The organism is Oceanicaulis sp. LC35 (assembly GCF_052055585.1).
In the GTDB taxonomy this organism is placed as follows: Bacteria; Pseudomonadota; Alphaproteobacteria; order Caulobacterales; family Maricaulaceae; genus Oceanicaulis.
This window is the reverse complement of record NZ_CP170485.1, coordinates 184,945-208,198: the sequence shown is the minus strand read 5'-3', so window position 1 is coordinate 208,198 and position 23,254 is coordinate 184,945. Positions and strand designations below refer to the sequence as shown.

Below are 23,254 nucleotides of genomic sequence, written 5' to 3'. Positions count from 1 at the left end.
ATCAGGCCTCCATCATGTCAGCATTGGATTTGCCCGGCGGCACCAGCGGCCAGACATTCTCGCGTGGGTCGATGCGCACATGGCACAGGATCGGCCCGTTCGTGTTCAGCAACCGCTCGATGGCGGCGGGCGCATCCTCGCGCCGGTCCAGAGTGAACGCCTCGATCCCGAACGCGCGCGCCACGGCGGCGAAATCGGGATTGTCGAACAGGTCCACCTCGGAGAAATTCTCGTCGTAGAACAACTGCTGCCACTGGCGGACCATGCCCAGCTGGGAATTGTCCAGCAGCACGATCTTGAGCGGCAGGCGGTAGCGGCGCAGGGTCGCCAGCTCGTGAATATTCATCATGATCGAGCCATCACCGGACACGGTGATGACGGTCGCATCCGGCTCGGCCATCAGGGCGCCGACGCCGGCCGGCAGGCCGTAGCCCATCGTGCCCAGACCCGCGCTCGTCAGATGCGCTTGCGGGCGCGAGAAGCGGCAATGCTGGGCCACCCACATCTGGTGCTGGCCCACATCACAGGTGATGATGGCGTTGTCGCCCGCTTGTTCAGACAGGTCTTTCAACAGCTTGGGCGCGTAAATGCCCGAACCCGGCGCGTCATAGCGCATGGCCCAGCGCTCGGCCGCCTCGGCGCAGCGCTGACGCCAGGGATCGATGCTCAGAACGCCCGGCTCCAGACGATCCAGCGTTTCGGCCAGATCACCGGTCAAACCCACATCGGCTGCACGCAGCTTGGAGATTTCCGACGCGTCCACATCAAAGTGGATGATGCGGGCGTTTGGCGCGAACGTGTCGAGCTTGCCGGTCGCGCGGTCATCAAACCGGGCGCCGATACAGATCAACAGATCGCTTTCATCGACCGCCAGATTGGCGGCCTTGGTGCCATGCATGCCCAGCATGCCCAGAAAACCCGGCGTATCGGTGGGCAGCGCGCCCAGCCCTTTCAGGGTCGCCACCGCCGGAATGCGGGTGCGGCTGAAGAACCGGCGCAGCGCATCCTCGGCCTTGGCCAGAGTGACGCCGCCGCCAATATACAGAACCGGCCGCTCGGCCTGCGCCATCAAGGCTTCGGCCTGGGCGATCTCGGCGGGCTCGGAGGGCGTCTTACTGACGGACGCCCGGACCGTTCGATCAACTGAGGGGAACGCCCCGGACGCCTGAGTGACGTCTTTGGGCAGGTCGATCAGAACAGGTCCGGGTCGTCCGTGCTTCGCCAGCTCGAAAGCCTCGGCGAAGATTTCGGGGATGTCCTTGGCATCCCTGACCAGGAAGGAGTGTTTGACGATCGGCAGGGTGACGCCGAACACGTCGATCTCCTGAAAGGCGTCCGTACCCATCAGGGGCGTCGCCACCTGACCGGTGATCGCCACCATGGGCACTGAATCCAGAAAGGCGTTCGCGATGCCGGTCACCAGATTGGTGGCGCCGGGGCCGGACGTGGCCAGGCACACGCCCACCTCGCCCGACACCCGCGCATAGGCGTCCGCCGCCAGCGCCGCAGCCTGTTCATGGCGCACCAGAATGTGCTCGAGACCCGAGCCCGGCAGCGCGTCATAGACGGGCATGATCGCCCCGCCGGGATAGCCGAACACCTTGGTTACCCCCTGAGCCCGCAGAGCTTCGACGACCAGATGGGCGCCGGTGCGGTTCACGGTGGCGGCAGGTGCGGCTTTGGGCTGGGCGGTCATGATCAGGCTCCTTGGTGCGCGCTAGGCTTGGCCAGCGTTGGCGCCGGGTTGCAGCCAGGCCATGCGGGCGCGCAAACGGGCGCCGGTCTTCTCGATGTCCTGCTCCAGATCCGCGCGCAGCAAGGCGTCGTATTGCGGCTTGCCGGCCTGGTTCTCCAGGATCCAGTCCCGGGCGAACTTGCCTGACTGGATGTCGGTCAGAACCTCGCGCATGCGCGCCTTGGTCTCGTCGTTGATGACCCGCGGCCCCGAAACCAGATCGCCGTATTTGGCGGTCTCGGAGATGAAATCATGCATGCGGGCGATGCCGCCTTCGTACAGCAGATCCACGATCAGCTTCAGCTCGTGCAGGCATTCAAAGTAAGCGATTTCAGGCTGATAGCCCGCATCCACCAGGGTCTGATACCCAGCTGCGACCAGCTCGGACGCGCCGCCGCACAGAACCGCCTGTTCACCGAACAGATCGGTTTCGGTCTCTTCGGCGAACGTGGTCTCGATCGCGCCGCCAGCGGTGCCGCCATTGCCCTTGCAATAGGCCAGCGCCTTGTCGCGCGCCTTGCCCGACGCGTCCTGATAGATCGCGAACAGCGAGGGCACGCCGCGACCGATCTCGTATTCACGGCGCACGAGATCGCCCGGACCCTTGGGGGCCACCAGGATCACGTCGACATCGGTGCGCGGACGGATCTGGCCGTAATGGATCGAGAACCCATGGGCCACCATCAGCGTATCGCCCGGCGACATTTGCGGGGCGATATCACACTCATAGACATCCTTGTGGCTCATATCGGGCGTGAGGAGCGCGATGAAACTGGCTTTCTTGGCGGCTTCGGCAGGGGTGAAGACCTCAAAGCCGTCAGACTTGGCTTTGGCTTCAGCCCCGCCGCCGGGACGGGCGCCGACAATCACCTCATGACCGGAGTCACGCAGGTTGCGGGCATGAGCGCGGCCCTGGCTGCCATAGCCGATAATGGCGATCGGGCCGGGCTTGATGGCGTCTGCGCTGGCGTCGTCGTCGGTGTAAATCCGGGTCATGGGTCTTGGTCTTTCGTGGCGTTCGAGGCTGGCTCGGGTTGGGTCTGGGGTTGAGGCAAAGAAAAACCCCCGCTCCGGTGTGGAGCGGGGGTTTGCTTGGGTCTGAGGTGTGTCGTTCCGTCAGACAGGCGCCGCCGCTCCACCGTAGGTGGTAATAAGGAGTACGACGACAAGAAGTACGACCGAGCCGGTCAGCGCAGCGATACGCTGTGCGTCCTGGGTCAGGGTCTGGGTCTTTGCGTCGCGCATGGCGCTGTCTCCCGGTTTCAACACTGCGTCGAAAACCCGGAACCGGGCCGTTTCAACGCGCGAAAAATGACCGGCGATGTGACGGGTAACGTCTCGCCGGGCTGTGCAAAAACCGTAAGGCGGAAATGCTGCATCGCGCAACACCAAAATGTCCGAACAACTCGATAAAAATATTTTCTTTATAATATCAGTGATTTATGAGGTGTTTTTTGTTGTCCGGACAGGTTTTTGTGGTTTTCAGGCCACACAACCCCGGTTGACGGGGTGCGGAAAAGCCGGTCACGTTGCGCTCGACGCTGCGCACTTGCAGCACGTCCAGGAGATGAACATGACCCGCTTCCCGCAGGTCCAGCATGGCGCCCAAACGCTCACGGCATTCCCCGTGACCGATGGCGTATGCGTCGTCTCCACCGCGCTCACCACCACCATTACCACCATTACCACCACCCTTACTCGAGGGCGGGTCGGTACGGGCTGAGCGCAAAACAGGCGCAAACATTCAACCCAACACCAACCCGCTCCCCGACACCGGCGAGCGGGTTTTTTCATGCTTCAAACTCACCCGGCTCGCCCCCAAACGAACCAAAAAGGACTGATCCGATGGATCCCCAGCTTAACGTCTCCTCCGCCCCGAAAGGCCTCTGCGTCCTCAAGTTCGGCGGTTCGGTGCTGACTTCGGAAGCCGACTACGCCGCTGCTGGCGCAGAAATCTACCGTCATGTCCGGGCGGGGGAGAAAACCATCGTCATCGTCTCCGCCCTCAAGGGCGAGACCGATCAGCTTCTGGCCCAGGCCGACGCCAATGGCGGCGCGCCCTTCCCCGACATCACCGCCCGTCTGGCCCGGCTTGGCGAATTTCGCTCCGCAGCCCTGATGGGCCTCGCCCTGTCTCGCCTCGGCCTTAAGGCGAAAGTGCTAGACCCGCATGAAATCGGCCTGATGGCCGAGGGCGATCCCATGGACGCCAATCTCAGCGAGCTGGATGCGGACGCCCTGGCTGGCGCGCTCGAACAGGCGGACGCCGTGGTGTTGCCCGGCTTTACCGCCTGTCACGCCGATCATGGCGCAGCGACGCTGGGGCGGGGCGGCACGGATCTGACGGCGGTGTTCTTTGCGGTCAAGGCGGGCGCGAACCGGGTGCGCCTGATCAAGGATGTGGACGGGGTCTACACCGACGATCCGGCCAAGGATCCGCACGCCCAACGCTATGACGCGCTTGATTATGATCAGGCGATGGACGCCAGCCGCGGCCTGATCCAGCCCAAGGCCATCGAGGCTGCCAAGGCCGCTGATCTGGTGGTGGAAGTCGCCGCCATGGGCGCCAGTGAAGCCACCCGCATCGCCTCGGGTCCGGCCGTCATCGGTCGCCCGCGTCATCGCGGTCCGATGAAGGTCGCGCTTCTGGGCTGCGGCGCTGTGGGATCGGGCGTACTCGATCATGTGCTGAGCCATCCCGAACTCTTTGAGTTGAACCCCGTTCTGGTGCGTAATGTGGGCTCCCGCGCTGACGATCGCCGCGCGGTCTTCACCTCTGATCCCCATGCCGCACTAGCGGGCGAACCCGATCTCGTGGTCGAGATGATGGGCGGCGCGGATGGCCCGGCCTCGGTGATGATGCCGGTGCTGCGCAATGGCCAGCATGTGGTCACCGCCAACAAGGCCGCCGTCGCCAAGCATTACGAAGCCCTGCATGAGGCCGCGAAAAAGGGCGGCGCGCATCTGATGTACTCCGCCTCCGTCGGCGGGGGCGTTGTGGTGCTCGAGCGCCTGTCAGAGCTGAAGGATCAGGGCGTTGTCGCCGTCGAGGGTGTGATGAATGGCACCGGCAATTTCATCCTCGACCAGCTGGGCAAGGGACGTCCGTTCGAGGACGCGGTCTCCGAAGCCCAGCGCATGGGGTTTGCCGAGGCTGATCCCAGCGCCGATGTGGACGGCCATGACGCGGCGGACAAGCTCTCCATCCTGATCCGGGAAGCCTTTGGCGTGGAGCTGCCGCCGGAGAAGATCGCCAAACAATCGCTCAGCGAGGTCTCCGCCAAGGATGCCCAGGACGCCCTGATGAACGGCAAGATCTACAAGCAGATCGGGCGCTGCAAGCTGACCGCCGGCGGCAAGGTGGACGCGGAAGTTCAGGTCCGCGCCGTGCCGCAAAGCCATGCGCTGGCCGGCGCACGGAACGAGGAGAACCGCTTCCTGCTCACCCTCTCCAATGGCGAGGTGCATGCCCTGCAAGGCAAGGGCGCGGGCCGCTGGCCCACGGCTGCGGCTGTTTTCGGCGACATGATGGACATCCGTCGGGCTTGGGCGTGTGATGGCGCCGCGCCCGCGCACGCATCGTCCGTCCGATCCCCCTTGCGGGCGGACGATGCGTTGCGCAGCGCCTGACGGAAAGAGGACGAGTAGGTCTCATGAGTGTGCAAGCGCGCGCCAGCGCCCCGGCCAGCATTGGCAATGTCGGGGTTGGATTTGATGTTCTGGGACAGGCGTTTGACGCATGCCGGGATGAAGTGACCGCCCATCGCGAGAGCCAGCCCGGCGTTCGTCTGGGCCAGGTGTCGGGTCTGATGACCAGGCTGCCCGACGACCCGATGCGCAATACCGCGCTGCGGGCCGCCCAGGCGGTTCTGCAAGCGGTGAAAGCGCCCTTCGGCGTCCGTCTGGATGTGAAGAAGGGCGTGCCGATCAGCGCCGGCATGGGCGGGTCCGCCGCCAGCGCCGTGGCCGCCGCCGCCGCGGTCAATGCCCTGCTGGACAAGCCTTTCTCGACGGCAGAACTTCTGCCTTTCGCGCTGGAAGGCGAACGCGCCAGCGCCGATCCGCCGCCCTGGGACAATGTCATGGCCTCGCTTCTGGGCGGGCTGGTGATCGCCGCCCAGCTGGACCCCGCGGTCGTCAAACCCATGCCAGTCCCAAAAGGGGTGAGCGCCGTCCTGTTTCACCCCGACGCCAAGACCGAGACCCAGGCCGCCCGCGACGTGCTGCAGCCGGACGTGCCGCTCAACATCGCCGTTGAACATGCACGGCGTCTGGGCGCGTTCACGCTGGGGTGCGCAACATCGGATCTCGAACTTATCCGCGCCGGGCTCGATGACGTGCTGATCGAACCCCAGCGGGCCTTCCTGCTGCCTGAAATGCGCGATGTGAAGGCCGCCGCCCACAAGGCTGGCGCTCTGGGCTGTTCCTTCTCCGGCTCCGGCCCGTCCATCTTCGCATGGGCGGCGGATCTTGATGCCGACGCCGTGCAAGCGGCCATGGCCGACGCCTTCGCCCGGGCCGGACGCAACGCTCGCGCCTATCGCGCGCCGCTCGACAGCGCCGGGGTGCGGCTTGAGCCTGCCGAGGAGCAAGAAGCATGCGCCTGATCTCGACCCGACACGGCGCCAGCGCCAACTCCATCTCGGAAGCTATCCGCGTGGGCCTTGCTGGCGATGGCGGCCTGTTCATCCCCGACGCGTTTCCCGAAGGCCAGCTGAGCGGCCTGACGGCCCAGACCAGTCTGAAAGAGACCGCGCTCACCTTGTTCGAGCCCTTCTTCAAGGGCGATGAACTGGAAGGCGTTCTGCCTGAACTGGTTGATGAGACCTATGATTTCGACGTGCCGCTGGTGAACCCCTTCCCGGGACGGCCCGGCGTCTTCGCCCTCGAACTGTTTCACGGGCCCACGGGCGCCTTCAAGGATGTGGGCGCGCGCTTTTTGCTACGTTGCCTTGATAAGATGGGCGATCCGGACAAGCCCTTCACCGTGCTCGCCGCCACCTCGGGCGACACCGGCGGGGCGGTGGGCTGCGCCGCCGAGGGCCGCAAGGGCGTGCGGGCGGTGATCCTGTACGCCAAGGGCCGGATCTCGGGTTTTCAGAAACGCCAGCTGACCTGCTGGAACGCGCCTGTGACTGCGCTGGAAGTCGAGGGTGATTTCGACGCCTGTCAGCGCATGGTCAAGGCCGCCTTCGCCGACCGGGCCCTGAGCGACAAACACAATCTGACCAGCGCCAATTCCATCAACATCGCCCGGCTCCTGCCGCAAGCGGCTTATATGGCCTGGGCGGCGCGGCAGGCATACGAAAAGAACGGCGTCAAACCGGGCCTGATCATCCCCACCGGCAATCTGGGCCATGGCGTTGCGGCCATCTGGGCCCGCCATATGGGCGCGCCCTGGGGGCCGATCGTTCTGGCCACCAACGCCAACCGCACGCTGGCGGACTGGTCGATCTCGGGCCGGTATGAACCCCGCGCCTCCATCGCCACCCTCGCCAACGCCATGGATGTGGGCGCGCCGAGCAATTTCGAGCGTCTCGACGCCCTGCCTGATGACGCCGCGCGCCTGTCGGTGGAGCTGGTGGAAGACCGCGCCATCCGCGCCCGGATCAAGGCCGACTATGCCCGCTCGGGCTATGTCTGGTGTCCGCACTCCGCTGTCGCCGCTGAAGCGCTGGCGCGGATGCGCGAGTTTGACCTTCACGCACGCCCCTGGGTGATCGCGGCCACCGCCCACCCCTATAAATTCGCCGATATTGTCGAGCCGCTGATCGGGCGTAGCCTTGATCCCTCACCCGCCCTTGCGGAGGTGCTGAATCGCTCCACCCGGTTTGAGCCCTGCGCGGCCAATCTCGACGCCCTCACCACGCATCTGAACGCCCTGAACGAAACGGCCTGACCGAAATGACCGACAAGAAACGCCCCTCGCATACACTGATACAGGGGCCTGCCCGCGCCCCGGCTCGCGCCATGCTGCGCGCCGCCGGATATGACGATGAACGCATGGCCAAGCCCATGATCGCCATCGTCAACACCTGGACCAGCGTCACCCCGTGCAACATGCACCTTCAGGGCCTGGCTGATCATGCTCGCGCCGGCATCGAAGCAGCGGGCGGCACGGCGGTGGATTTCAACACCATTGTCGTCACCGACGGCATCTCCATGGGTACCGAAGGCATGCGCGCCAGCCTGATGAGCCGTGATTGCGTGGCTGATTCCGCCGAGCTCGCCGTGCGCGGCCATTGTCTGGACGCGGTGCTGTTCCTGGTGGGTTGCGACAAGACGCTGCCCGGGGCCGCGATGGCCGCGGCGCGATTGAATCTGCCCAGCGTCGTGCTCTATGGCGGCTCGATCATGCCCGGCAAGCTGGGCGACAAGGCGGTCACCATTCAGGACGTGTTCGAAGCCGTGGGCGCGTGCGCAGCAGGCAAGATCTCAGAAGACGAGCTGGTGGAAGTGGAAAAGGCCGCCTGCCCCGGCGCGGGCGCCTGTGGAGGCCAGTTCACCGCAAACACCATGGCGCTGGCGCTGACCGCGCTCGGCCTGTCGCCCATGGGGCTCAATGACATTCCCGCCGTCCATCCCGACAAGCCCGAAGCCGCCCGCAAGGCCGGTCAGGCCGTGGTCGAGGCGCTGAAGGCGGATCGAAAGCCGCGCGACATCATCACCCCAACCTCTCTGAGGAACGCAGCGGCGGCGGTGACCGCCACGGCCGGGTCCACAAACGCCGTCCTTCACCTTCTTGCCATCGCGCGCGAGGCCGGGGTGACCCGCGATCAGTTTGATATTGATGTGTTTGACGAGGTGAGCCGCAAGACGCCGGTCATTGCCGACCTCAAGCCCGGCGGGCGCTATATGGCGCCGGACATGGCGGCGGCGGGCGGCGCCCGTCTGCTCCTGCAACGCCTGAAGGCGGCGGAGATGATCGAAGACGCCCCGACCGTCACCGGCAAATCCTTGTTTGAAGAAGCCGATCTCGCTTCTGAAACGCCGGGGCAGGATGTGATCCTGTCAGCAGACAAGCCCTTGAAGAAGCGCGGCGGGTTTGGCGTGCTCTATGGTGATCTCGCCCCCGAAGGCTGTGTCGCCAAGCTCGCCGGTCATGACCGGCTGTTCTTTGAAGGCCCTGCCAAGGTGTTTGATTGCGAGGAAGACTGCTTCGCCGCCGTCAATACCGGCGGAATCGAGAAAGGCGATGTGGTCGTCATCCGCAATGAAGGCCCTGCGGGCGGTCCCGGCATGCGTGAAATGCTGGCCGTCACCGCCGCCATTCAGGGCGCAGGCCTCGGAGATGATGTGGCGCTGATGACCGATGGGCGCTTTTCGGGCGCGACCTATGGCTTCATGGTCGGTCACGTCGCGCCCGAAGCCGCTCATGGCGGGCCGATCGCGTTTATTCAGACCGGCGATGTCATCACCATCGACATCGAGAACCGCCGCATTGATGTGAAGGCTGATCTCAAGGCCCGCATGGCGAAGGGCTTCACCCCGCCCGAGCCCAAATACCGCACGGGCGCCTTCGCCAAATACGCCAAACTCGTTCACTCCGCCTCTGATGGCGCGGTGACGAGCTTCCCGTTCGACTAGTGCTTTTCGGCAGACGATCAGGAGGGCCGGGTCTGGTCCAGGGCGGCGACGTGAATGCGCACCGCCCGGACGACCTGGTCCTCCCAATCCGTTCCTTCGGTTTTCAGGGCCGTCACATGCTGGCGCAGGCTGACAAAGCCGTGGATCAGCGCCCAGATCTCCAGCGCCGCATTACGCACTTCGTTGGCGGAATGATCCGGCAGGAATTCCGCGGACCGCTCCAACAGGCGTGCGAACGCCTGTGACCCCGCCTTCCGGGCATCTTCGGACGGGCTGAAATCGGGCGATTGCTCGCCAAAGATCAGCCGGTAATGGGCTTCATGCGCCTGCACGCTGCGCAGATACTGACGCACCACCATCTCGATCGCTTCATCCCGACCCGTCACGCCCTCAGGCAGGGCGCAGGTCGCCTCCACTTGCGCGAACCCTTCAATATAGAGCGCGTCGAGAATGCCCTGCTTGCCGTCAAAATGGCTGTAAATCCCGATGGTTGAGACGCCCGCCTCCCGTGCGATGGCCCGCACCGAAAGCGCCTTGTAGCCGCCTTCCAGAAACAGCTTTGACGCCGCCTGCATGATCGTGGATTTCGCGTCGCTCATCTCTTCAGCCTTGACGGGACGGGATTTGGCCCCGACAAATGTATAACACTGTTATGATCAGGCTCAACCCGACACAGACAATACGGGCGGGCCGTCGCGGGGAGGCGACTCATGGCGATCACACATCTTGAGACTGATTATCTGGTCATTGGCGGCGGCGCCATGGGCATGGCCTTCACCGATGTCATCCTGTCCGAAACCGACGCCGATATCATCATCGTGGATCAGAACGCCAAGCCGGGCGGTCACTGGAACCACGCCTATCCCTTCGTCACCCTGCACCAGCCTTCAAGCTTTTACGGCGTCTCCTCCAGAGAGCTCAGCCGGGGCGAAATCGACAAGGTGGGTTTGAACAAGGGGATGGGGGATCTGGCCAGCGGTGATGAAGTCTTGGCCTATTACCAGCAGGTGATGAACCACACCTTCCTGCCTTCAGGCCGGGTGCGCTTCTTCCCCATGTGCCGGTATCTGGGCGAAGGCCGGTTCGAACATATGCTGAGCGGAGAGGTGTTCGAGGTCAACGCGCGACGCAAGACCGTTGACGCCACGCATCTGAAAACCTCCGTCCCCTCCACCCATACGCCCAAATTCACCGTCTCCCCGGACGTCTGGTTCATGCCGCCCAACGACCTGCCAAAGATCGACCGCAAGCCGGACGGCTTTGTGATCATCGGCGCGGGCAAGACCGCCATCGACACGGTATTGTGGTTGCTGGAGCATCAGGTGACCCCCGACCTCATCACCTGGATCATGCCGCGCGATGGCTGGCTGCTGGACCGGCGCAACACCCAGACCGGACCTGACTTCTTCTTTGACACCATTGGCGCGCAGGCGCGTCAGTTCGAGGAGATCGCGGAGTCCACTTCCATCGAGGACATGTTCGACCGGCTCGAAGCATGCGGCTATTTCCTGCGTATCGATCCAGAAGTGCGCCCCTCCATGTTCCATGGCGCCACCGTCTCGCGCGATGAAGTCGATGCGCTGCGACAGGTCCGCAATATCGTCCGCAAGGGCCGCGTGAAGACCATCACGTCTGATACTGTCACGCTTGATGAGGGCGAGATCACCATCACGCCCGATACGGTGCTGGTCGATTGTTCGGCGCGGGCCGTGGACAATGACGCCATCGTCCCGGTCTTTCAGGGCGATACGCTGGTGCTGCAAATGGTGCGCTCCTACCAGCCGGTCTTCAGCGCCGCCTTCATCGCCCATATCGAGGCGGCCTATGAAGAGGAGGCCGAGCAGAACCGGCTCTGCGGCGTGGTGCCCCTGCCCAATCACGACACCGATTTCCTGCGCTTCACCGCCGCCTACATGATGAACCAGTACAATTGGAGCCAGATCCCCGAATTGCGCGCCTGGCTGCGGGAGAACCGGCTGGATGGCTTCAGCAAGTTGTTGAGCGATATCGGCCCGGAAGACGCTGAAAAGACCGAGCTTCTTCAGTCCATGCGCAAGACCGCCCCCGCCGCCGTCGGCAAGCTGTTCGCGTATATAAAAACGCTCGATGAAGGCGCAGCGGCGACCGGCTGAGCCATAGGGAACACTCCGGATCGTACAATCCATTAGGGAGAATTCCGTCTACAGGCGGGCTCTTTTTTCGTCTTTCTTCTCCGGGCTGACCGAAGGCGTCGCGACCTTCACATCCCGCTCGCTGTCCCCCCCGGCGCGCATCTCGGAGAGAGACCATGAAGACCCTCGTTTCCACCGCTCTGATCGGCCTCGCGCTGGTCGCTTCCACCGCTCCTGTCGCTCTGGCCGAAGACGAAAACAACGTCTCTTCGGGCTACACCCTGGCCGGCGCGCCGCTGGGCCTTCATGGCTCTGATCCGGTGGCCCTGATCCAGACCGGCATCCGCCTTGATGGCTCGGCCGAGTTCGCTGCTGTCCACGACGGCGTTGCCTATTACTTCGCCAGCCAGGCCAATCTTCGCACCTTCCGTCGCAACCCCGAGCAATACATCCCGGCCTATGGCGGCTTCTGCGCCCTGGGCGTGGCGCTGGGCAAGAAGCTGGACGGTGATCCGCGCTTCTCGGCTGTGCGCGACGGCCAGCTCTATGTCTTCGTGAACGAAGAAATCCTGCGCAACTTCCTGGGCGATGAGGCCGGCACCCTGGCCCGCGCCGAGCGCAACTGGACCGAGATCGAACACACCGCAGCGTCCGAACTGTAAGGGTCTCCCCCTCCCCTGACAGAGCAAGGGCTCCCCCCTCCCCTTGCCAGGACGCCAGACCGGGCGGTCGCCAAGCGGCCGCCCGGTTTCTGTTATGGCGCAGGGACTGTCGTCATCGGATTACAGCGCACGATCAGGCCATCGGGCAGGCTGACCTGATAGTCACTCCACTCAGCCCGAGGCTGGGGGTAATCGGTGCTGATCCAGTGCGCGCCCAGATCAAAGGCGGCGTCACGACGGCTCCCATCATTGGTGCGCGCCTCCATCGTGTTCGCATCCGCCCGCGTCCGCACCAGAAAACCGCTCAGGGCCGCGTGCGGGATGATCTGAAAATCCTCGAACGGGTCATTGAGGATGAAGATCGCGGCGTGATCCGCGTCGATAGTCTCTGACAGGGTGAACATCATCCGCCCTTCCAGCGACACCGCCTCGCCGCGATAGGCGTCCGCCTTCTCGCCCCGCTCATCAAGCACCAGAAGAATGCGCCCGCGCGCATCGCCCAGCGTTGGCCAACCGCCCGCCAGAACACCCTCGCGCAAGGTGGCGTGATCCCCGCGCACCTCGTCGGGCACAATCAGATGGCCCGGCGCGAACACCTGCGCAAACTCGGCGTCGAGCGCCGCAAACGCCTCACGGTCAAAGTCCAGCGCCTGCGTCGCGCCCGGCGCATCAAGGCCGCCGGTCTTGGCGTTGAACATCACCATGATGGGCGCGTGATCGGGATGAGCCAGCGACCAGTCGCGGATCTCGCTCATGCAGGCGATCAGGGTGGAGCAGCTTGTGCGCACATCAATGTCGGGAATGTGCAGCACCTTGAAACCCGGCGCGTCCATGCCCGAAGCGTCATAGGGCGTTGAGCCCTCCTGCCCCGCCATCATGGCGGGCATCAACGGGTTGGCGAAACGCCCGCCTTCGGGATCATAGACAAAGTCGATCTCGAGATTGCGCATGCCCATGTCGAGCTGATCTGACAGGGGCGGATGGCTGTAATCGAGCCCGGCCGCGTCCGGGTTCCGGGCAATCAGCGCCGCCAGCTCTGCGGGAGGGATCGCCTGCTTGTAGCTGTTATGGGTGCCCACGGTCTGAAGTGCGGTGAGCGGCAGGCTGTCCCAGGCGCGCCCCTCAGGACCATCCAGCTCCACGCCCACCGGACACGCGGTTTCAGAGACTTGCATGGCGATGGCCAGCGAAACGACAAGACCGATCATGTGAACCCCCACATCTGTCCTGATCAGATAGCCACGAGCGCGACCAGGGCTCAACGCAAATTCTATGAGGTCGCTGAAGCGTCATAAAACCAGACCTTTGCCGGGACGGACCTGTTCAAACCCGGCCGGGCTGGCTAGCTTTCAGACCAGAGCGCGTTCAGCGCCAAGGGGAGTTTGACCATGATGCGAGTGATCACCGGCGCTGTGGCGCTGTGCCTGAGCCTGTCCGGCGCAGAGGCGCTGGCCCAGACCGCCGCCAGCTTTTCTGAAAGCGTTGAGGGGCTGAACCGTCAGGACGGGTTGATCGCTCTTTATCCCGATCCGGCGAAAGGCCGGGTTCTGGCCGCCCTGACCCCGGCTGAAGACGGCACGCTGGGCCGGATGATCTATACGGCGCGTTTGACCTCAGGGCTCGGCTCCAACCCTGTGGGGCTGGACCGGGGTCTGGGGACCGACACCTGGATCCTGCGTTTTTCCCGTGTGGGCGATGCGGTCTTCGCTGAGTTTGAAAACACCCGCTACGCGGCTCTCGGCACAGGCGCGGATGAACAGGCGGCGACCGCGCAATCCTTCGCCCGCTCCGTGATCTGGCGCACCGACATCGTGTCTGAGCGCGCAAATGGCGAAGTGCTGATCGACCTGTCAGGCTTCCTTACGCGCGACCCGATTGATGCGGCCGGCTATCTTGAGAATGCCGGGCAAGGCTCCTTCTCGGTCAGCGCTGACCGCAGCGCGCCCCTGGCCGACAGCGTTCTGAGCTTTCCGGAGAACATTGAGGTCGACGCACTGCTGACCCTCACCGCAAACAATCCCGGCTCTGAAGTGCGCGCCACCGCGCCCTTTGCCGAGGCGGTGACCCTGACCGTGCACCACTCTTTCATCGCCCTGCCTGAAGCGGGGTATGAGACCCGCGCCTCTGACCCGCGCGGCGGCGCGTTCGAGATGACCCGCTATGACATGGCGACGCCGCTGGACGCTCCACTCGAGCGCGGTTTCGCCCAGCGTCATCGTCTGGAGCGGGTTGATCCCAACGCCGCCTCCGGCCCGGTGGTTGAACCCATCGTCTATTATGTGGATCGCGGCGCGCCCGAGCTGATCCAGCAAGCCCTGATCGAGGGCGGCAACTGGTGGGCGGACGCCTTTGAAGCGGCGGGCTTTGAAAACGCCTATCGCGTCGAGCTTCTGCCCGAAGGCGTGCACCCGCTCGATTCACGCTACAATGTCATCCAATGGGTGCACCGCCAGACCCGCGGCTGGTCCTATGGCGCTTCGGTCGTCGATCCGCGCACGGGCGAAATCCTCAAAGGTCATGTGATCCTCGGCAGCCAGCGCGTGCGTCAGGACCGGCGGATATTTGAAGGCCTGATGGGGGTGGAGCACACCGGCACCGGCGCGCAGGATGATCCGCTTGAACTGGCGCTGGCGCGCGTGCGTCAGCTTTCCGCGCACGAGATCGGCCATACGCTTGGCCTGATGCACAATTTCGCAGCCAGCACCAATGATCGCGCCTCAGTGATGGACTATCCCGCGCCTCTGATCCGCTTTGACCAGGACACCGGCTTTGATGCGTCAGACGCCTATGATGTGGGCATTGGCGCATGGGATGTGGCCAGCATTTCCTGGCTCTATTCCCAGTATCCGGACGAAGCGTCCGAACAGGCGGGCCTCGCTGCGATCCTGGCGGACGCCCGAGAGGATGGATTGCTCTACATTTCCGACCGCCATGCCCGCGGCAACGCCGCCGGCCACCCCTTCGCCAATCTGTGGGACAATGGCGCGGACCCGGTTGAAGCGCTCAATGATACGCTGGTGGTGCGCGAGGCCGCGCTTGCACGCTTCGGCACGGATGTAATGGCGCAGGGCCTGCCGCTCAGTGAAATCCGCAATGTCTTCCCGCCCATCTATCTCTATCACCGCTATCAGGTGGAAGCCGCGGCCAAGGCGCTTGGCGGGGTGGTCTTCGCTTATGAGGTCAACGGCCCCGGCGTCAGCGGCGTCAGCGACTTTGATCCCGCCCGTCAGCGTCAGGCGCTGGACGCGCTGGCCGCCACGCTCGACCCGGCTTTGCTCGACATTTCCGATGAGACGCTGCGTCTCCTGACCCCCTCGCCCTTCACCGATTATGACGCCATCGCCCGTCGTGAGCAGTTCGAGAGCGACCAGTATCCCGCCTTCAGCCGCGCCAACGCCGCCGCCGCCGCAGGTCGGATCACGCTTGACGCCATGCTGAACCCGGCGCGTCTGGCGCGCATGGAGGAACAGAGCGCGCGTCATGAGAACGGGCTGTCGCCCGTGAGCGTCTTTGACGGCATCGAGGCGGTTCTGTTTGACGCCCCGCGTGACGAGGCCGCCCGCCTGCAACCCATCCGCCAGGCCCTTCAAGCGGAGTATGTGGGCCAGCTTCTGTCCAATGCCGCCAGCTCCACGCCCAGCGCGGCGCGTCTGGCGCGTCATCGGCTGAACACGCTGCAATCGGGTCTGAGCGGTCGCCGCGCCCCGGTCAGTGCTGATCAGGCCTCGGCCCTGTCCGCCATGATCAGCGCCGGTCTCGCCGCCATTGACGAGGGCCGCACGGTCTCCACGCCGAACACCGACATTCCGCCAGGCAGCCCCATCGGCGCGGACGGGTGTTTCCATTGTGATAGCGGCGTGCGGCTGGGCCTGAACTGATCAGGCGGACCGGGTGAGCGAGTGCAGGTTGGAATCCTGCGCCAGCTCATCCATCAGCCAGCGTTCGAACGCAGCGACCTTGTCGAGCCCGCGCTTTGAATAGGGCGTGGCGAAATACCAGTTACCGGGCAAGGCGGTGCGGCGTTCGGGGAAAAGCTCCACCAGGGCGCCGGACTCAAGTTCGGTCTGGGCGAAGGGCTCAATCGCCAGCGCCACCCCCATGCCGCCAACCGCTGCGTTGAGCGCCAGATCATAACTGTCAAACAGACCCTCGCCTGCCGGGCTGATGCCGGTCAGGCCCGTCGCGGTCAGCCAGGTCGACCAATCGTCCGCAGACGGATAAACCTGCAAAAGCGGATGATCGCGCAGGTCCGAAGGCTGGCTGATCGGGCCATAGCGCTCGACATAGTCAGGGCTCGCCACCGGGAAGACATGCGAGTTGAACAGCGGCTGATAGGCGACCTGAGGGTCTTGCGGGTGACCGATCATGATGCAGGCGTCCACCGCATCCACGCTGAAATCCACATCACTCTGGGACGTGACGAGCCGGATCGGCTTCTGCCCGGTCGCGCGGGCGTACTTCGCAAGCCGGGGCACAAGCCAGCGAATAGCGAAGGTTGAATAGGTCTGAAGCGTCAGGCACTTGCCTGTATCTGACAACAACTCCTCCGTCGCCTCCAGCAGGCGTTCCATGCCCCGGGTCACGCCAAAGGCGTAGCGCTCGCCCTGAGCGGTCAGGGTGACGCCGGTGCGATTGCGCTGCATGAGGCGGCAGTTCAACTCGGTTTCCAGACGCCGGATCTGGTGGCTGATGGCGGAGGCGGACACGTTCAGCTCAGCCGCCGCAGCCTTGAAACTGCGCAGACGCACTACGGCTTCAAAAGCGCGGAGCGAGGCGAGAGGCGGCAGACGTCTTTGCATGAAGCGCAGCACTTTGACTTGAATTACGGGGCGATAGTCAGGCTTGATGAGGGCTTGCGTCAAACACAAACATCGGAGCCGCCATGACCCATCCGCGCTCACGCCCCGCCCCGTCCCTCGCCGGGCGCAGAGGTCGGGATCTGGCGATCTGGGTCGAATACGAGCCCGAAGCGGCCCTGACTGCGGCCCGTGACGCCCGCGCGAAAGGCACGGTTCATCCGCTGCCGCTCCATGTGGAAGCCGAGGCGACCCGACGGCTTGGGCGCCCCGAAGACGCCCTCAAACTCGCACAGAAAGCGCTGAGGCAGTTTCCGGCGCATCCCGGCCTGACGCTGGAAGCGGCGCGGGCTGAAGCCGCTCTGGGGCAGCTGACGTCCGCCATTGCCCGGCTTGAAGCCCTGACCCGGGCGGACCCTGACTTCCCGCCGGCCTGGCGTCTGCTGGCGGAATTGCGTGAACGCGCCGGCGATGCGGACGGCGCGCTGGAAGCGGCCAAGCAACAGGCCGCCAGCAGCGCGCAGTCCCCCGAGCTGCTGGAAGCCGCGCGTCTGATCCAGGATGGCAAACTCGGCCGCGCCGAAGCGCTCCTGCGTCGCTTTGTGAAAGCCCATCCCACCGATGTGTCCGGCATCCGGCTTCTGGCCGATGTCGCGCTCCGGCTGGGTGTTTTCGAGGATTGCCGCAAGCTGCTGGAGCGCGCGCTGGAACTGGCGCCGGACTTTCACATGGCCCGGCACGATTACGCCAACTGCCTGATCAAGCTCCAACACTTTGAGGAGGCGGAGGCTCAGCTCGCCCTGCTGGACCGCGCCGAACCCGACCATCCCAGCCACGCCATCCTCAAGGCGCTGTTGCGGGTCCGGACCGGCCATCACAAGGAGGCGTGCGAGATCTATGCCCGCATCCTCAAGGACAATCCCGATCAGGCGCGCATACAGCTCAGCTATGGCCACGCCCTGAAAACCATTGGCCAGCGCGAGGACGCGGTCACCGCCTATCGCAACGCCATCACTGCCGAACCCAGATTGGGGGAGGCCTATTGGAGCCTCGCCAATCTCAAGACCGTCCGGTTTGACGCCACTGATATCGCGCGGATGAAAGAGGCGTTGCAGACTGACGGGATCAGTGTGCAGGACCGCTTCCATCTGCAGTTCGCGCTCGGCAAGGCGCTGGAAGACAGCAAAACCTTTGAGGAGGCGTTCAGCGCCTATGAGACCGGCAACGCCCTACGCCGCAAGACCGTGCTTTATGACGCTGACCGAACCAGCGCCGAAACCGATCAGGTGACCGCCTTCTTCAGCCGCAGCTTCTTTGAGGCGCGTCAGGGCTGGGGCGATCCGTCGCCCGATCCGATCTTCATTCTGGGTTTGCCGCGCTCGGGCTCGACCCTGCTGGAGCAGATTCTCGCCAGCCATCCCCGGATCGACGGGACATTCGAACTGCCCGACATCATCTCCATCGCCCGTCGCCTGTCCGGCAAGAAGCGGCGCACGGACGCCTCGTCCTATCCGGAAATGCTGGCCGATCTCGACCGGGACGCCGTGAACGCTCTGGGTGCGGAGTATCTGGAGCGCACGCGGGTTCATCGCGGCGATGCGCCCTATTTCATCGACAAAATGCCCAACAACTGCATGCATGTGGGGCTGATCCGTCTGATCCTGCCGAACGCGAAGATCATCGATGCGCGGCGCCATCCGCTGGCTTGCGGCTTCTCTAACTTCAAGCAGCTCTTCGCGCGGGGCCAGAACTTCAGCTACGATCTTGTCGAGATCGGCCGCTATTACAGCGATTATCTGCGTGTGATGCGTGCTTTTGACGAGGCGCAACCGGGCGCCGCCTTGCGCGTGATCTATGAGGACATGGTCTCTGATTTCGAGCCGCAAGTGCGCCGGCTTCTGGACTATGTCGGGGTGGAATTTCACCCCGATTGCGTGAACTTTCACTCAACAGACCGTGCCGTCCGCACCGCCAGCTCCGAACAGGTTCGCCAACCCATTTATCAAAGCGGAACAACGCAATGGCTTAATTTTGAGGACCAGCTCACCCCGCTGAAAGCCGTGCTTGAAGCGGAGCTTGGTGAAGGTCGCCATTGGGATAGGTGAGTATAACTCAACTATCGACGAATATTTTCGGGTCGGCGACCCGCCACGCACTCCCTTATGGTCCGCCCCAATGTGCGCGTTTCATGACGCACGCTCAGATCGAGGGAGGGACGCTTCATGGCTAGATCCAAGGACATGTCAGGCCGACGCAACACGACATCTCGCGCCGCCTTTTTGATGACGACCACGTGCGCAGCCGCGCTCTGCCTGCCGGGCGTCGCCCTGGCGCAGAATGCGAGCGCCGCGCCCCGGCAAATCGAGACGATCACCGTCACCGCGCAAAAGCGCGAAGAGAGCCTGCAGGACGTCGCACTGAGCGTTCAGGTGCTGGACAACACCTTCCTTGATCAGCAACGCGTCACCGATTTTGAGGAATACGCGCAGCTTCTGCCCAGCGTCTCCTTCAACTCCGTCGGCCCTGGCTCGGCGCAAATCTATATCCGAGGCATTTCAGACGGCGGCGACGGCAATGCCTCCGGGTCACAGCCCAGCGTCGGCCTCTATCTCGATGACCAGCCGGTGACCGCCATCGGCCGCAATCTCGATGTCCACATCTACGACGTCTCGCGAATCGAGGTGCTCGGCGGCCCGCAAGGCACGCTCTATGGCGCGAACTCGCAGGCTGGCACGCTGCGCATCATCACCAACGCGCCCGACGCCAGTGGCTTTGAAGCGGGTTATGACCTGTCCACTGAGACGGTGAGCGAAGGCGGCGTCGGCTACACCGCTGAGGGCTTCGTGAACCTGCCGCTGGGCGATCGCGCTGCGCTTCGCATTGTCGGCTGGCACGACCAGTCGGCGGGCTATATCGACAATGTCGCAGCGACGAAGACCTTCTCGCGCTCGGGCATCACCGTGGATAACGCGCCCTATGTTGAAGAGGACTTCAACGAGGAAACCACCACGGGCGCCCGCGCAGCCCTTCAGATTGATCTTGATGACAACTGGACGCTGACCGCTCGCGCCCTGCATCAGACCCAGGAAACCGAAGGCGTCTGGGATCATGACCCTGAAGATGTGGGCGATCTGGAAGTGGAGCGCTTCTTCAACGACCGCTCCGAAGACACTTTCACCCAGCTGGGCGCGACCGTAGAGGGCCGCATCGCCGGCATGGACGTGACCTATTCAGGCTCCTTCCTCGACCGTGAGGTGGAGTATGACAATGATTACTCCGAATACGCTGAATACTCGTCCTATATCGACTATTACACCTGTTACTACGCTTACGATTCCGCTGCGGGCGCGTATGATTTCTACGCCTGTGAGGATCCGCGCATCCAGTATCAGGACCGCAGCCAGTACACCCGCGACAGCCATGAATTCCGACTGGCGACGCCGCAGGAAAATCGCCTGCGCCTGATCGCCGGCGTCTTCTATCAACGCGCCGAGCACGATTTCGATTTCGACTGGAACATTCCGACCATCAAGCCGGGCATGGCGGTGGATGGAGAGCTGGCCTATTTCACCACCAACCAGGTGCGCGAGGACACGGAAGCCGCAATCTTCGGCGAGCTGTCCTATGATCTCACTGACACTCTGACCGCCACGGTCGGCGCGCGCGTGTTCGACACCGACAGCTCCATTGAGGGCTTTGTGGGCACCGTGTTCACAGGCAGTCCGGATGTGGATGTCGAGCAGTCAGAATCAGGCAGCCTCTACAAGTTCAATCTGACCTGGCAGCCCAATTCCGGACGCCTGTTCTACGCCACGGTGTCAGAAGGCTTCCGACCGGGCGGGGTGAACCGGTCCTCCACCTCCAATATTCCGGGCACGTATGATTCCGACCTGATCACCAATTACGAGTTTGGCTGGAAGACCATGCTGGCGGATGGCGTGCTACGCTTTAACGGCGCCGCCTTCCTGATGCAGTGGGACGACGTGCAATTCACCCGCTTTGACCCGTCGGAATCCCCGCTGGGTCTGACCCAGAACGCCGGGGAAGCGCAGGTTCTGGGCCTTGAGGCGGATATCAGCTGGCTCGCCACCGACAATCTGACCCTGACAGGCGCGATGACCCTGCTGCAGGCCGAGTTGAGCGAGGACTTCAGCCAGAACATCAATGCGACCACGCCCGATGCGCCGGACGGGACGGAGCTGCCCTACATCCCGTCGGTCAAAGGCTATCTGAACGCGCGCTATGAGTTCGCCTGGCGTGATTTTGACGCCTTCTGGAATGTGCGCGGATCATATGTGGGCCGGTCCTATAACGACCTCTTCGTCGCCAACCGGTCCGAGCAGGAAGCCTATGCCCTGCTGGGGCTATCGGCCGGGCTGGGTCGGGACAACTGGACCGTCACCGCCTTTGTCCGGAACGTCACGGACGAGCGGGCCGAGCTCTATCGCAACGCCACCGACTTTGACAGCCGGATCACGACCAACCAGCCGCGCACCTTCGGCGTCAGCCTGTCCCAGCGTTTCTAGAGACGACGCAGGGTTTGAGGATCGAATATGAGCACAGTGTCTCAGGCGGCGAATGACGCCGCTCCTGTCGTCCTGGTCACGGCTGGCGCTGCAGGCGTTGGGCGTGGCATCGCCAAAGCCTATCACGAAGCCGGCTGGGCCGTGCATGTCTGCGATGTGGACGAGAAGGCGTTGGCGACCTTCCTGGACGCCCATCCCAGCTGCGGGGCCACGCGGGCGGACGTGTCTGACGCCGCCGCCGCCGAACGGGTCGTCAGTGAAGTGCTGGATGCGCACGGGCGACTGGATGCGCTGGTGAACAATGCCGGTATCGCAGGCCCTACCGGTCCGGTGGAGGATCTGGATGCAGACGGGTTCCGCCAGTGCCTGGATGTGAACCTGATCGGCGCTTTCAACTTCACCCGGCATGCCGCACGGGCAATGAAGGCGGCTGGCAAGGGCGCGATCATCAATATCGCCTCGAACGCGGCGCTGTTCGGCTTTCCCTATCGTGCGCCTTATGCGGCGGCGAAATGGGGGCTGATCGGCCTGACCAAGACCCTCGCCATGGAGCTGGGACCCTATGGCGTGCGCGTGAACGCGATCTGCCCGGGCTCGGTCGAAGGTCCGCGCATTGAAGGCGTGATCGCACGCGAGGCGGCGAGCCGCGGGGTCAGCCCCGAAGAGGTGCGCCGCACCTATGAAAGCCAGTCCTCGATGCAGACATTCATCCGCGCCGAGGATGTCGGCAATATGTGCGTCTATCTCAGCTCCAAAGGCGGCGAGCGCATCTCCGGCCAGTCCATCGCCATTGATGGACATACGGAATCCCTGTCCTTCCCGGTCAAGTGAGGCGGCCATGAAAGCCATCTATTTTGAGCGCTTCGGCAAGGCTGAAGACACGCTGATCCTGGGCGACGAGCCCGTCGCCGACCCCGGCAAGGGCGAGGTGCGCGTGAAGATCGCCACCAGCGGGGTGAACCCGTCCGACGTCAAGAAGCGCATGGGCTCTTTCCCGCACCTGCTCGACAACGGCTATGTCATTCCGCATTCAGACGGGGCTGGCGTGATCGAGGCGGTGGGTGAGGGTGTTGATCCGGCGCGCATCGGTCAGAAGGTCTGGGTCTATCAGGCCCAGCACGGACGCCGCTTCGGCACCGCCGCCCAGTCAGTGGTGATTGACGAGAGTCGCGCGCCCGCCCTGCCGGACGGCGCCAGCTTTGAGACCGGTGCGATCTACGGCATTCCGGTCATGACCGCCCATCGCTGCGTGTTCGCGGAAGGCGCTCCGTTCGGCAAGACCATCCTTGTCACGGGCGGGGCCGGGCGGGTCGGCCATTACGCCATTCAATGGGCCAGCCGCGCCGGCGCCCGGGTCATCGCCACCGCCAGCAATCCCGAGGACGAAACGGCCTGTCTCGAAGCGGGCGCGGCCCATGTGGTCAATCACCGCAAGCCGGGCTGGAGTACGGACGTGCTCAAGGCCACGGGCGGGGAGAAAGTCGATCAGGTCGTCGAAGTGGAGTTTGGCGCCAACCTCGCCGAAGTCCTCGACTGCATCCGCATCGGCGGGGCGATCTGCACCTATTCCTCCGCCCAGGACATGAACCCCACCCTGCCCTTTTATCGCATGATGTTCATGGACCTCACCGTGCGTATGGTGATCGTCTACGAAATGCCCGAGGACGCGAAGGCGCAGGCCATCGCCGACATCGCCCGGGTCGAGGCCGAGCCCGAGGGCGGACTGATCCACCGGATCGCGGAAACCCATGAGCTGGCCGAATGCGCCGCCGCCCACGCGGCTGTGGAAGCCGGAAATCGTCGCGGCGCGGTGATCGTGAAGGTTCAGGAGGTTTGA

Annotated in this window: 18 protein-coding genes; 12 read left to right on the top strand and 6 right to left on the bottom strand. The window is 64.0% G+C overall.

Annotated elements, in window-relative coordinates; genetic code table 11:
* Position 1: 1 nt before the first annotated feature.
* From ilvG to ACFELO_RS00955, 3 genes are all read right to left on the bottom strand, one after another.
* A complete protein-coding gene (gene ilvG / locus ACFELO_RS00965) occupies positions 2-1,696 on the bottom strand; it encodes an acetolactate synthase 2 catalytic subunit (protein ID WP_440958710.1) in 1,695 nt (564 codons plus the stop codon).
* A gap of 21 nt (positions 1,697-1,717) precedes the next feature.
* The gene (gene ilvC, locus ACFELO_RS00960; protein ID WP_440958709.1) at positions 1,718-2,731 is read right to left on the bottom strand and encodes a ketol-acid reductoisomerase; all 1,014 of its coding nucleotides are present in this window, start codon (positions 2,729-2,731) and stop codon (positions 1,718-1,720) included.
* A gap of 120 nt (positions 2,732-2,851) precedes the next feature.
* Positions 2,852-2,980, bottom strand: coding sequence for a hypothetical protein (locus ACFELO_RS00955; RefSeq protein WP_440958708.1), 129 nt, complete (start codon positions 2,978-2,980; stop codon positions 2,852-2,854).
* 148 nt (positions 2,981-3,128) lie between these two features.
* Between ACFELO_RS00955 and ACFELO_RS00950 the strand changes: the two genes are divergently transcribed.
* The 5 genes from ACFELO_RS00950 (at position 3,129) to ilvD (ending at position 9,322) form a co-directional block, all read left to right on the top strand.
* Positions 3,129-3,458, top strand: a complete 330-nt coding sequence (locus ACFELO_RS00950) for a hypothetical protein (protein ID WP_440958707.1) — start codon at positions 3,129-3,131, stop codon at positions 3,456-3,458.
* A 122-nt stretch (positions 3,459-3,580) separates the two neighbouring features.
* Positions 3,581-5,365 carry a homoserine dehydrogenase gene (locus tag ACFELO_RS00945; protein ID WP_440958706.1) on the top strand — a complete coding sequence of 595 codons (1,785 nt, stop codon included), beginning with the start codon at positions 3,581-3,583 and terminating at the stop codon, positions 5,363-5,365.
* A gap of 23 nt (positions 5,366-5,388) precedes the next feature.
* The gene (locus ACFELO_RS00940; RefSeq protein WP_440958705.1) at positions 5,389-6,342 is read left to right on the top strand and encodes a homoserine kinase; all 954 of its coding nucleotides are present in this window, start codon (positions 5,389-5,391) and stop codon (positions 6,340-6,342) included.
* Positions 6,333-7,634 (top strand): threonine synthase, encoded by a 1,302-nt coding sequence (thrC, locus tag ACFELO_RS00935; RefSeq protein WP_440958704.1) that lies wholly within the window; start codon positions 6,333-6,335, stop codon positions 7,632-7,634. Before ACFELO_RS00940 ends, thrC begins: the two co-directional genes overlap by 10 nt.
* A gap of 5 nt (positions 7,635-7,639) precedes the next feature.
* Positions 7,640-9,322: a dihydroxy-acid dehydratase gene (gene ilvD / locus ACFELO_RS00930; protein ID WP_440958703.1), complete on the top strand. Its 1,683-nt coding sequence runs from the start codon at positions 7,640-7,642 to the stop codon at positions 9,320-9,322.
* Between the two features lie 17 nt (positions 9,323-9,339).
* Here ilvD and ACFELO_RS00925 read toward each other — a convergent pair whose 3' ends face one another.
* Positions 9,340-9,921 (bottom strand): TetR/AcrR family transcriptional regulator, encoded by a 582-nt coding sequence (locus ACFELO_RS00925; RefSeq protein WP_440958702.1) that lies wholly within the window; start codon positions 9,919-9,921, stop codon positions 9,340-9,342.
* Positions 9,922-10,032: 111 nt separating this feature from the next.
* Here ACFELO_RS00925 and ACFELO_RS00920 point away from each other — a divergent pair, with 111 nt between their 5' ends.
* Positions 10,033-11,454 carry an NAD(P)/FAD-dependent oxidoreductase gene (locus ACFELO_RS00920; RefSeq protein WP_440958701.1) on the top strand — a complete coding sequence of 474 codons (1,422 nt, stop codon included), beginning with the start codon at positions 10,033-10,035 and terminating at the stop codon, positions 11,452-11,454.
* 155 nt (positions 11,455-11,609) lie between these two features.
* Positions 11,610-12,095 carry a YHS domain-containing (seleno)protein gene (locus ACFELO_RS00915; RefSeq protein WP_440958700.1) on the top strand — a complete coding sequence of 162 codons (486 nt, stop codon included), beginning with the start codon at positions 11,610-11,612 and terminating at the stop codon, positions 12,093-12,095.
* A 92-nt stretch (positions 12,096-12,187) separates the two neighbouring features.
* On the opposite strand, the gene ACFELO_RS00910 is transcribed toward ACFELO_RS00915, so the two are convergent.
* Entirely contained in the window at positions 12,188-13,303 is a 1,116-nt protein-coding gene (locus tag ACFELO_RS00910) for a phosphatidylinositol-specific phospholipase C1-like protein (RefSeq protein ID WP_440958699.1), read from the bottom strand.
* A 180-nt stretch (positions 13,304-13,483) separates the two neighbouring features.
* Between ACFELO_RS00910 and ACFELO_RS00905 the strand changes: the two genes are divergently transcribed.
* Positions 13,484-15,973 (top strand): zinc-dependent metalloprotease, encoded by a 2,490-nt coding sequence (locus ACFELO_RS00905; protein ID WP_440958698.1) that lies wholly within the window; start codon positions 13,484-13,486, stop codon positions 15,971-15,973.
* Here ACFELO_RS00905 and ACFELO_RS00900 read toward each other — a convergent pair whose 3' ends face one another.
* Positions 15,974-16,894 (bottom strand): LysR substrate-binding domain-containing protein, encoded by a 921-nt coding sequence (locus tag ACFELO_RS00900; protein ID WP_440958697.1) that lies wholly within the window; start codon positions 16,892-16,894, stop codon positions 15,974-15,976. It lies immediately after the preceding gene.
* An 83-nt stretch (positions 16,895-16,977) separates the two neighbouring features.
* On the opposite strand from ACFELO_RS00900, the gene ACFELO_RS00895 reads away from it, so the two are divergent.
* From ACFELO_RS00895 to ACFELO_RS00880, 4 genes are all read left to right on the top strand, one after another.
* Positions 16,978-18,996, top strand: coding sequence for a tetratricopeptide repeat-containing sulfotransferase family protein (locus ACFELO_RS00895; protein WP_440958696.1), 2,019 nt, complete (start codon positions 16,978-16,980; stop codon positions 18,994-18,996).
* A 117-nt stretch (positions 18,997-19,113) separates the two neighbouring features.
* Entirely contained in the window at positions 19,114-21,417 is a 2,304-nt protein-coding gene (locus tag ACFELO_RS00890) for a TonB-dependent receptor (RefSeq protein ID WP_440958695.1), read from the top strand.
* A gap of 27 nt (positions 21,418-21,444) precedes the next feature.
* Positions 21,445-22,248 carry an SDR family oxidoreductase gene (locus ACFELO_RS00885; protein ID WP_440958694.1) on the top strand — a complete coding sequence of 268 codons (804 nt, stop codon included), beginning with the start codon at positions 21,445-21,447 and terminating at the stop codon, positions 22,246-22,248.
* 7 nt (positions 22,249-22,255) lie between these two features.
* Positions 22,256-23,254, top strand: coding sequence for an NADPH:quinone reductase (locus ACFELO_RS00880; RefSeq protein ID WP_440958693.1), 999 nt, complete (start codon positions 22,256-22,258; stop codon positions 23,252-23,254).

Excerpts from the sequence above, each read along its gene's own strand:
- ACFELO_RS00920 (WP_440958701.1), top strand. The coding sequence starts at position 10,033 with ATGGCGATCACACATCTTGAGACTGATTATCTGGTCATTGGCGGCGGC.
- ilvG (WP_440958710.1), bottom strand. The coding sequence starts at position 1,696 with ATGACCGCCCAGCCCAAAGCCGCACCTGCCGCCACCGTGAACCGCACC.
- ACFELO_RS00895 (WP_440958696.1), top strand. The coding sequence starts at position 16,978 with ATGACCCATCCGCGCTCACGCCCCGCCCCGTCCCTCGCCGGGCGCAGA.
- ACFELO_RS00955 (WP_440958708.1), bottom strand. The coding sequence starts at position 2,980 with ATGCGCGACGCAAAGACCCAGACCCTGACCCAGGACGCACAGCGTATC.
- ACFELO_RS00910 (WP_440958699.1), bottom strand. The coding sequence starts at position 13,303 with ATGATCGGTCTTGTCGTTTCGCTGGCCATCGCCATGCAAGTCTCTGAA.
- ACFELO_RS00890 (WP_440958695.1), top strand. The coding sequence starts at position 19,114 with ATGGCTAGATCCAAGGACATGTCAGGCCGACGCAACACGACATCTCGC.
- thrC (WP_440958704.1), top strand. The coding sequence starts at position 6,333 with ATGCGCCTGATCTCGACCCGACACGGCGCCAGCGCCAACTCCATCTCG.
- ilvC (WP_440958709.1), bottom strand. The coding sequence starts at position 2,731 with ATGACCCGGATTTACACCGACGACGACGCCAGCGCAGACGCCATCAAG.
- ACFELO_RS00925 (WP_440958702.1), bottom strand. The coding sequence starts at position 9,921 with ATGAGCGACGCGAAATCCACGATCATGCAGGCGGCGTCAAAGCTGTTT.
- ACFELO_RS00905 (WP_440958698.1), top strand. The coding sequence starts at position 13,484 with ATGATGCGAGTGATCACCGGCGCTGTGGCGCTGTGCCTGAGCCTGTCC.
- ilvD (WP_440958703.1), top strand. The coding sequence starts at position 7,640 with ATGACCGACAAGAAACGCCCCTCGCATACACTGATACAGGGGCCTGCC.
- ACFELO_RS00915 (WP_440958700.1), top strand. The coding sequence starts at position 11,610 with ATGAAGACCCTCGTTTCCACCGCTCTGATCGGCCTCGCGCTGGTCGCT.
- ACFELO_RS00900 (WP_440958697.1), bottom strand. The coding sequence starts at position 16,894 with ATGCAAAGACGTCTGCCGCCTCTCGCCTCGCTCCGCGCTTTTGAAGCC.
- ACFELO_RS00945 (WP_440958706.1), top strand. The coding sequence starts at position 3,581 with ATGGATCCCCAGCTTAACGTCTCCTCCGCCCCGAAAGGCCTCTGCGTC.
- ACFELO_RS00940 (WP_440958705.1), top strand. The coding sequence starts at position 5,389 with ATGAGTGTGCAAGCGCGCGCCAGCGCCCCGGCCAGCATTGGCAATGTC.
- ACFELO_RS00885 (WP_440958694.1), top strand. The coding sequence starts at position 21,445 with ATGAGCACAGTGTCTCAGGCGGCGAATGACGCCGCTCCTGTCGTCCTG.
- ACFELO_RS00950 (WP_440958707.1), top strand. The coding sequence starts at position 3,129 with ATGTCCGAACAACTCGATAAAAATATTTTCTTTATAATATCAGTGATT.
- ACFELO_RS00880 (WP_440958693.1), top strand. The coding sequence starts at position 22,256 with ATGAAAGCCATCTATTTTGAGCGCTTCGGCAAGGCTGAAGACACGCTG.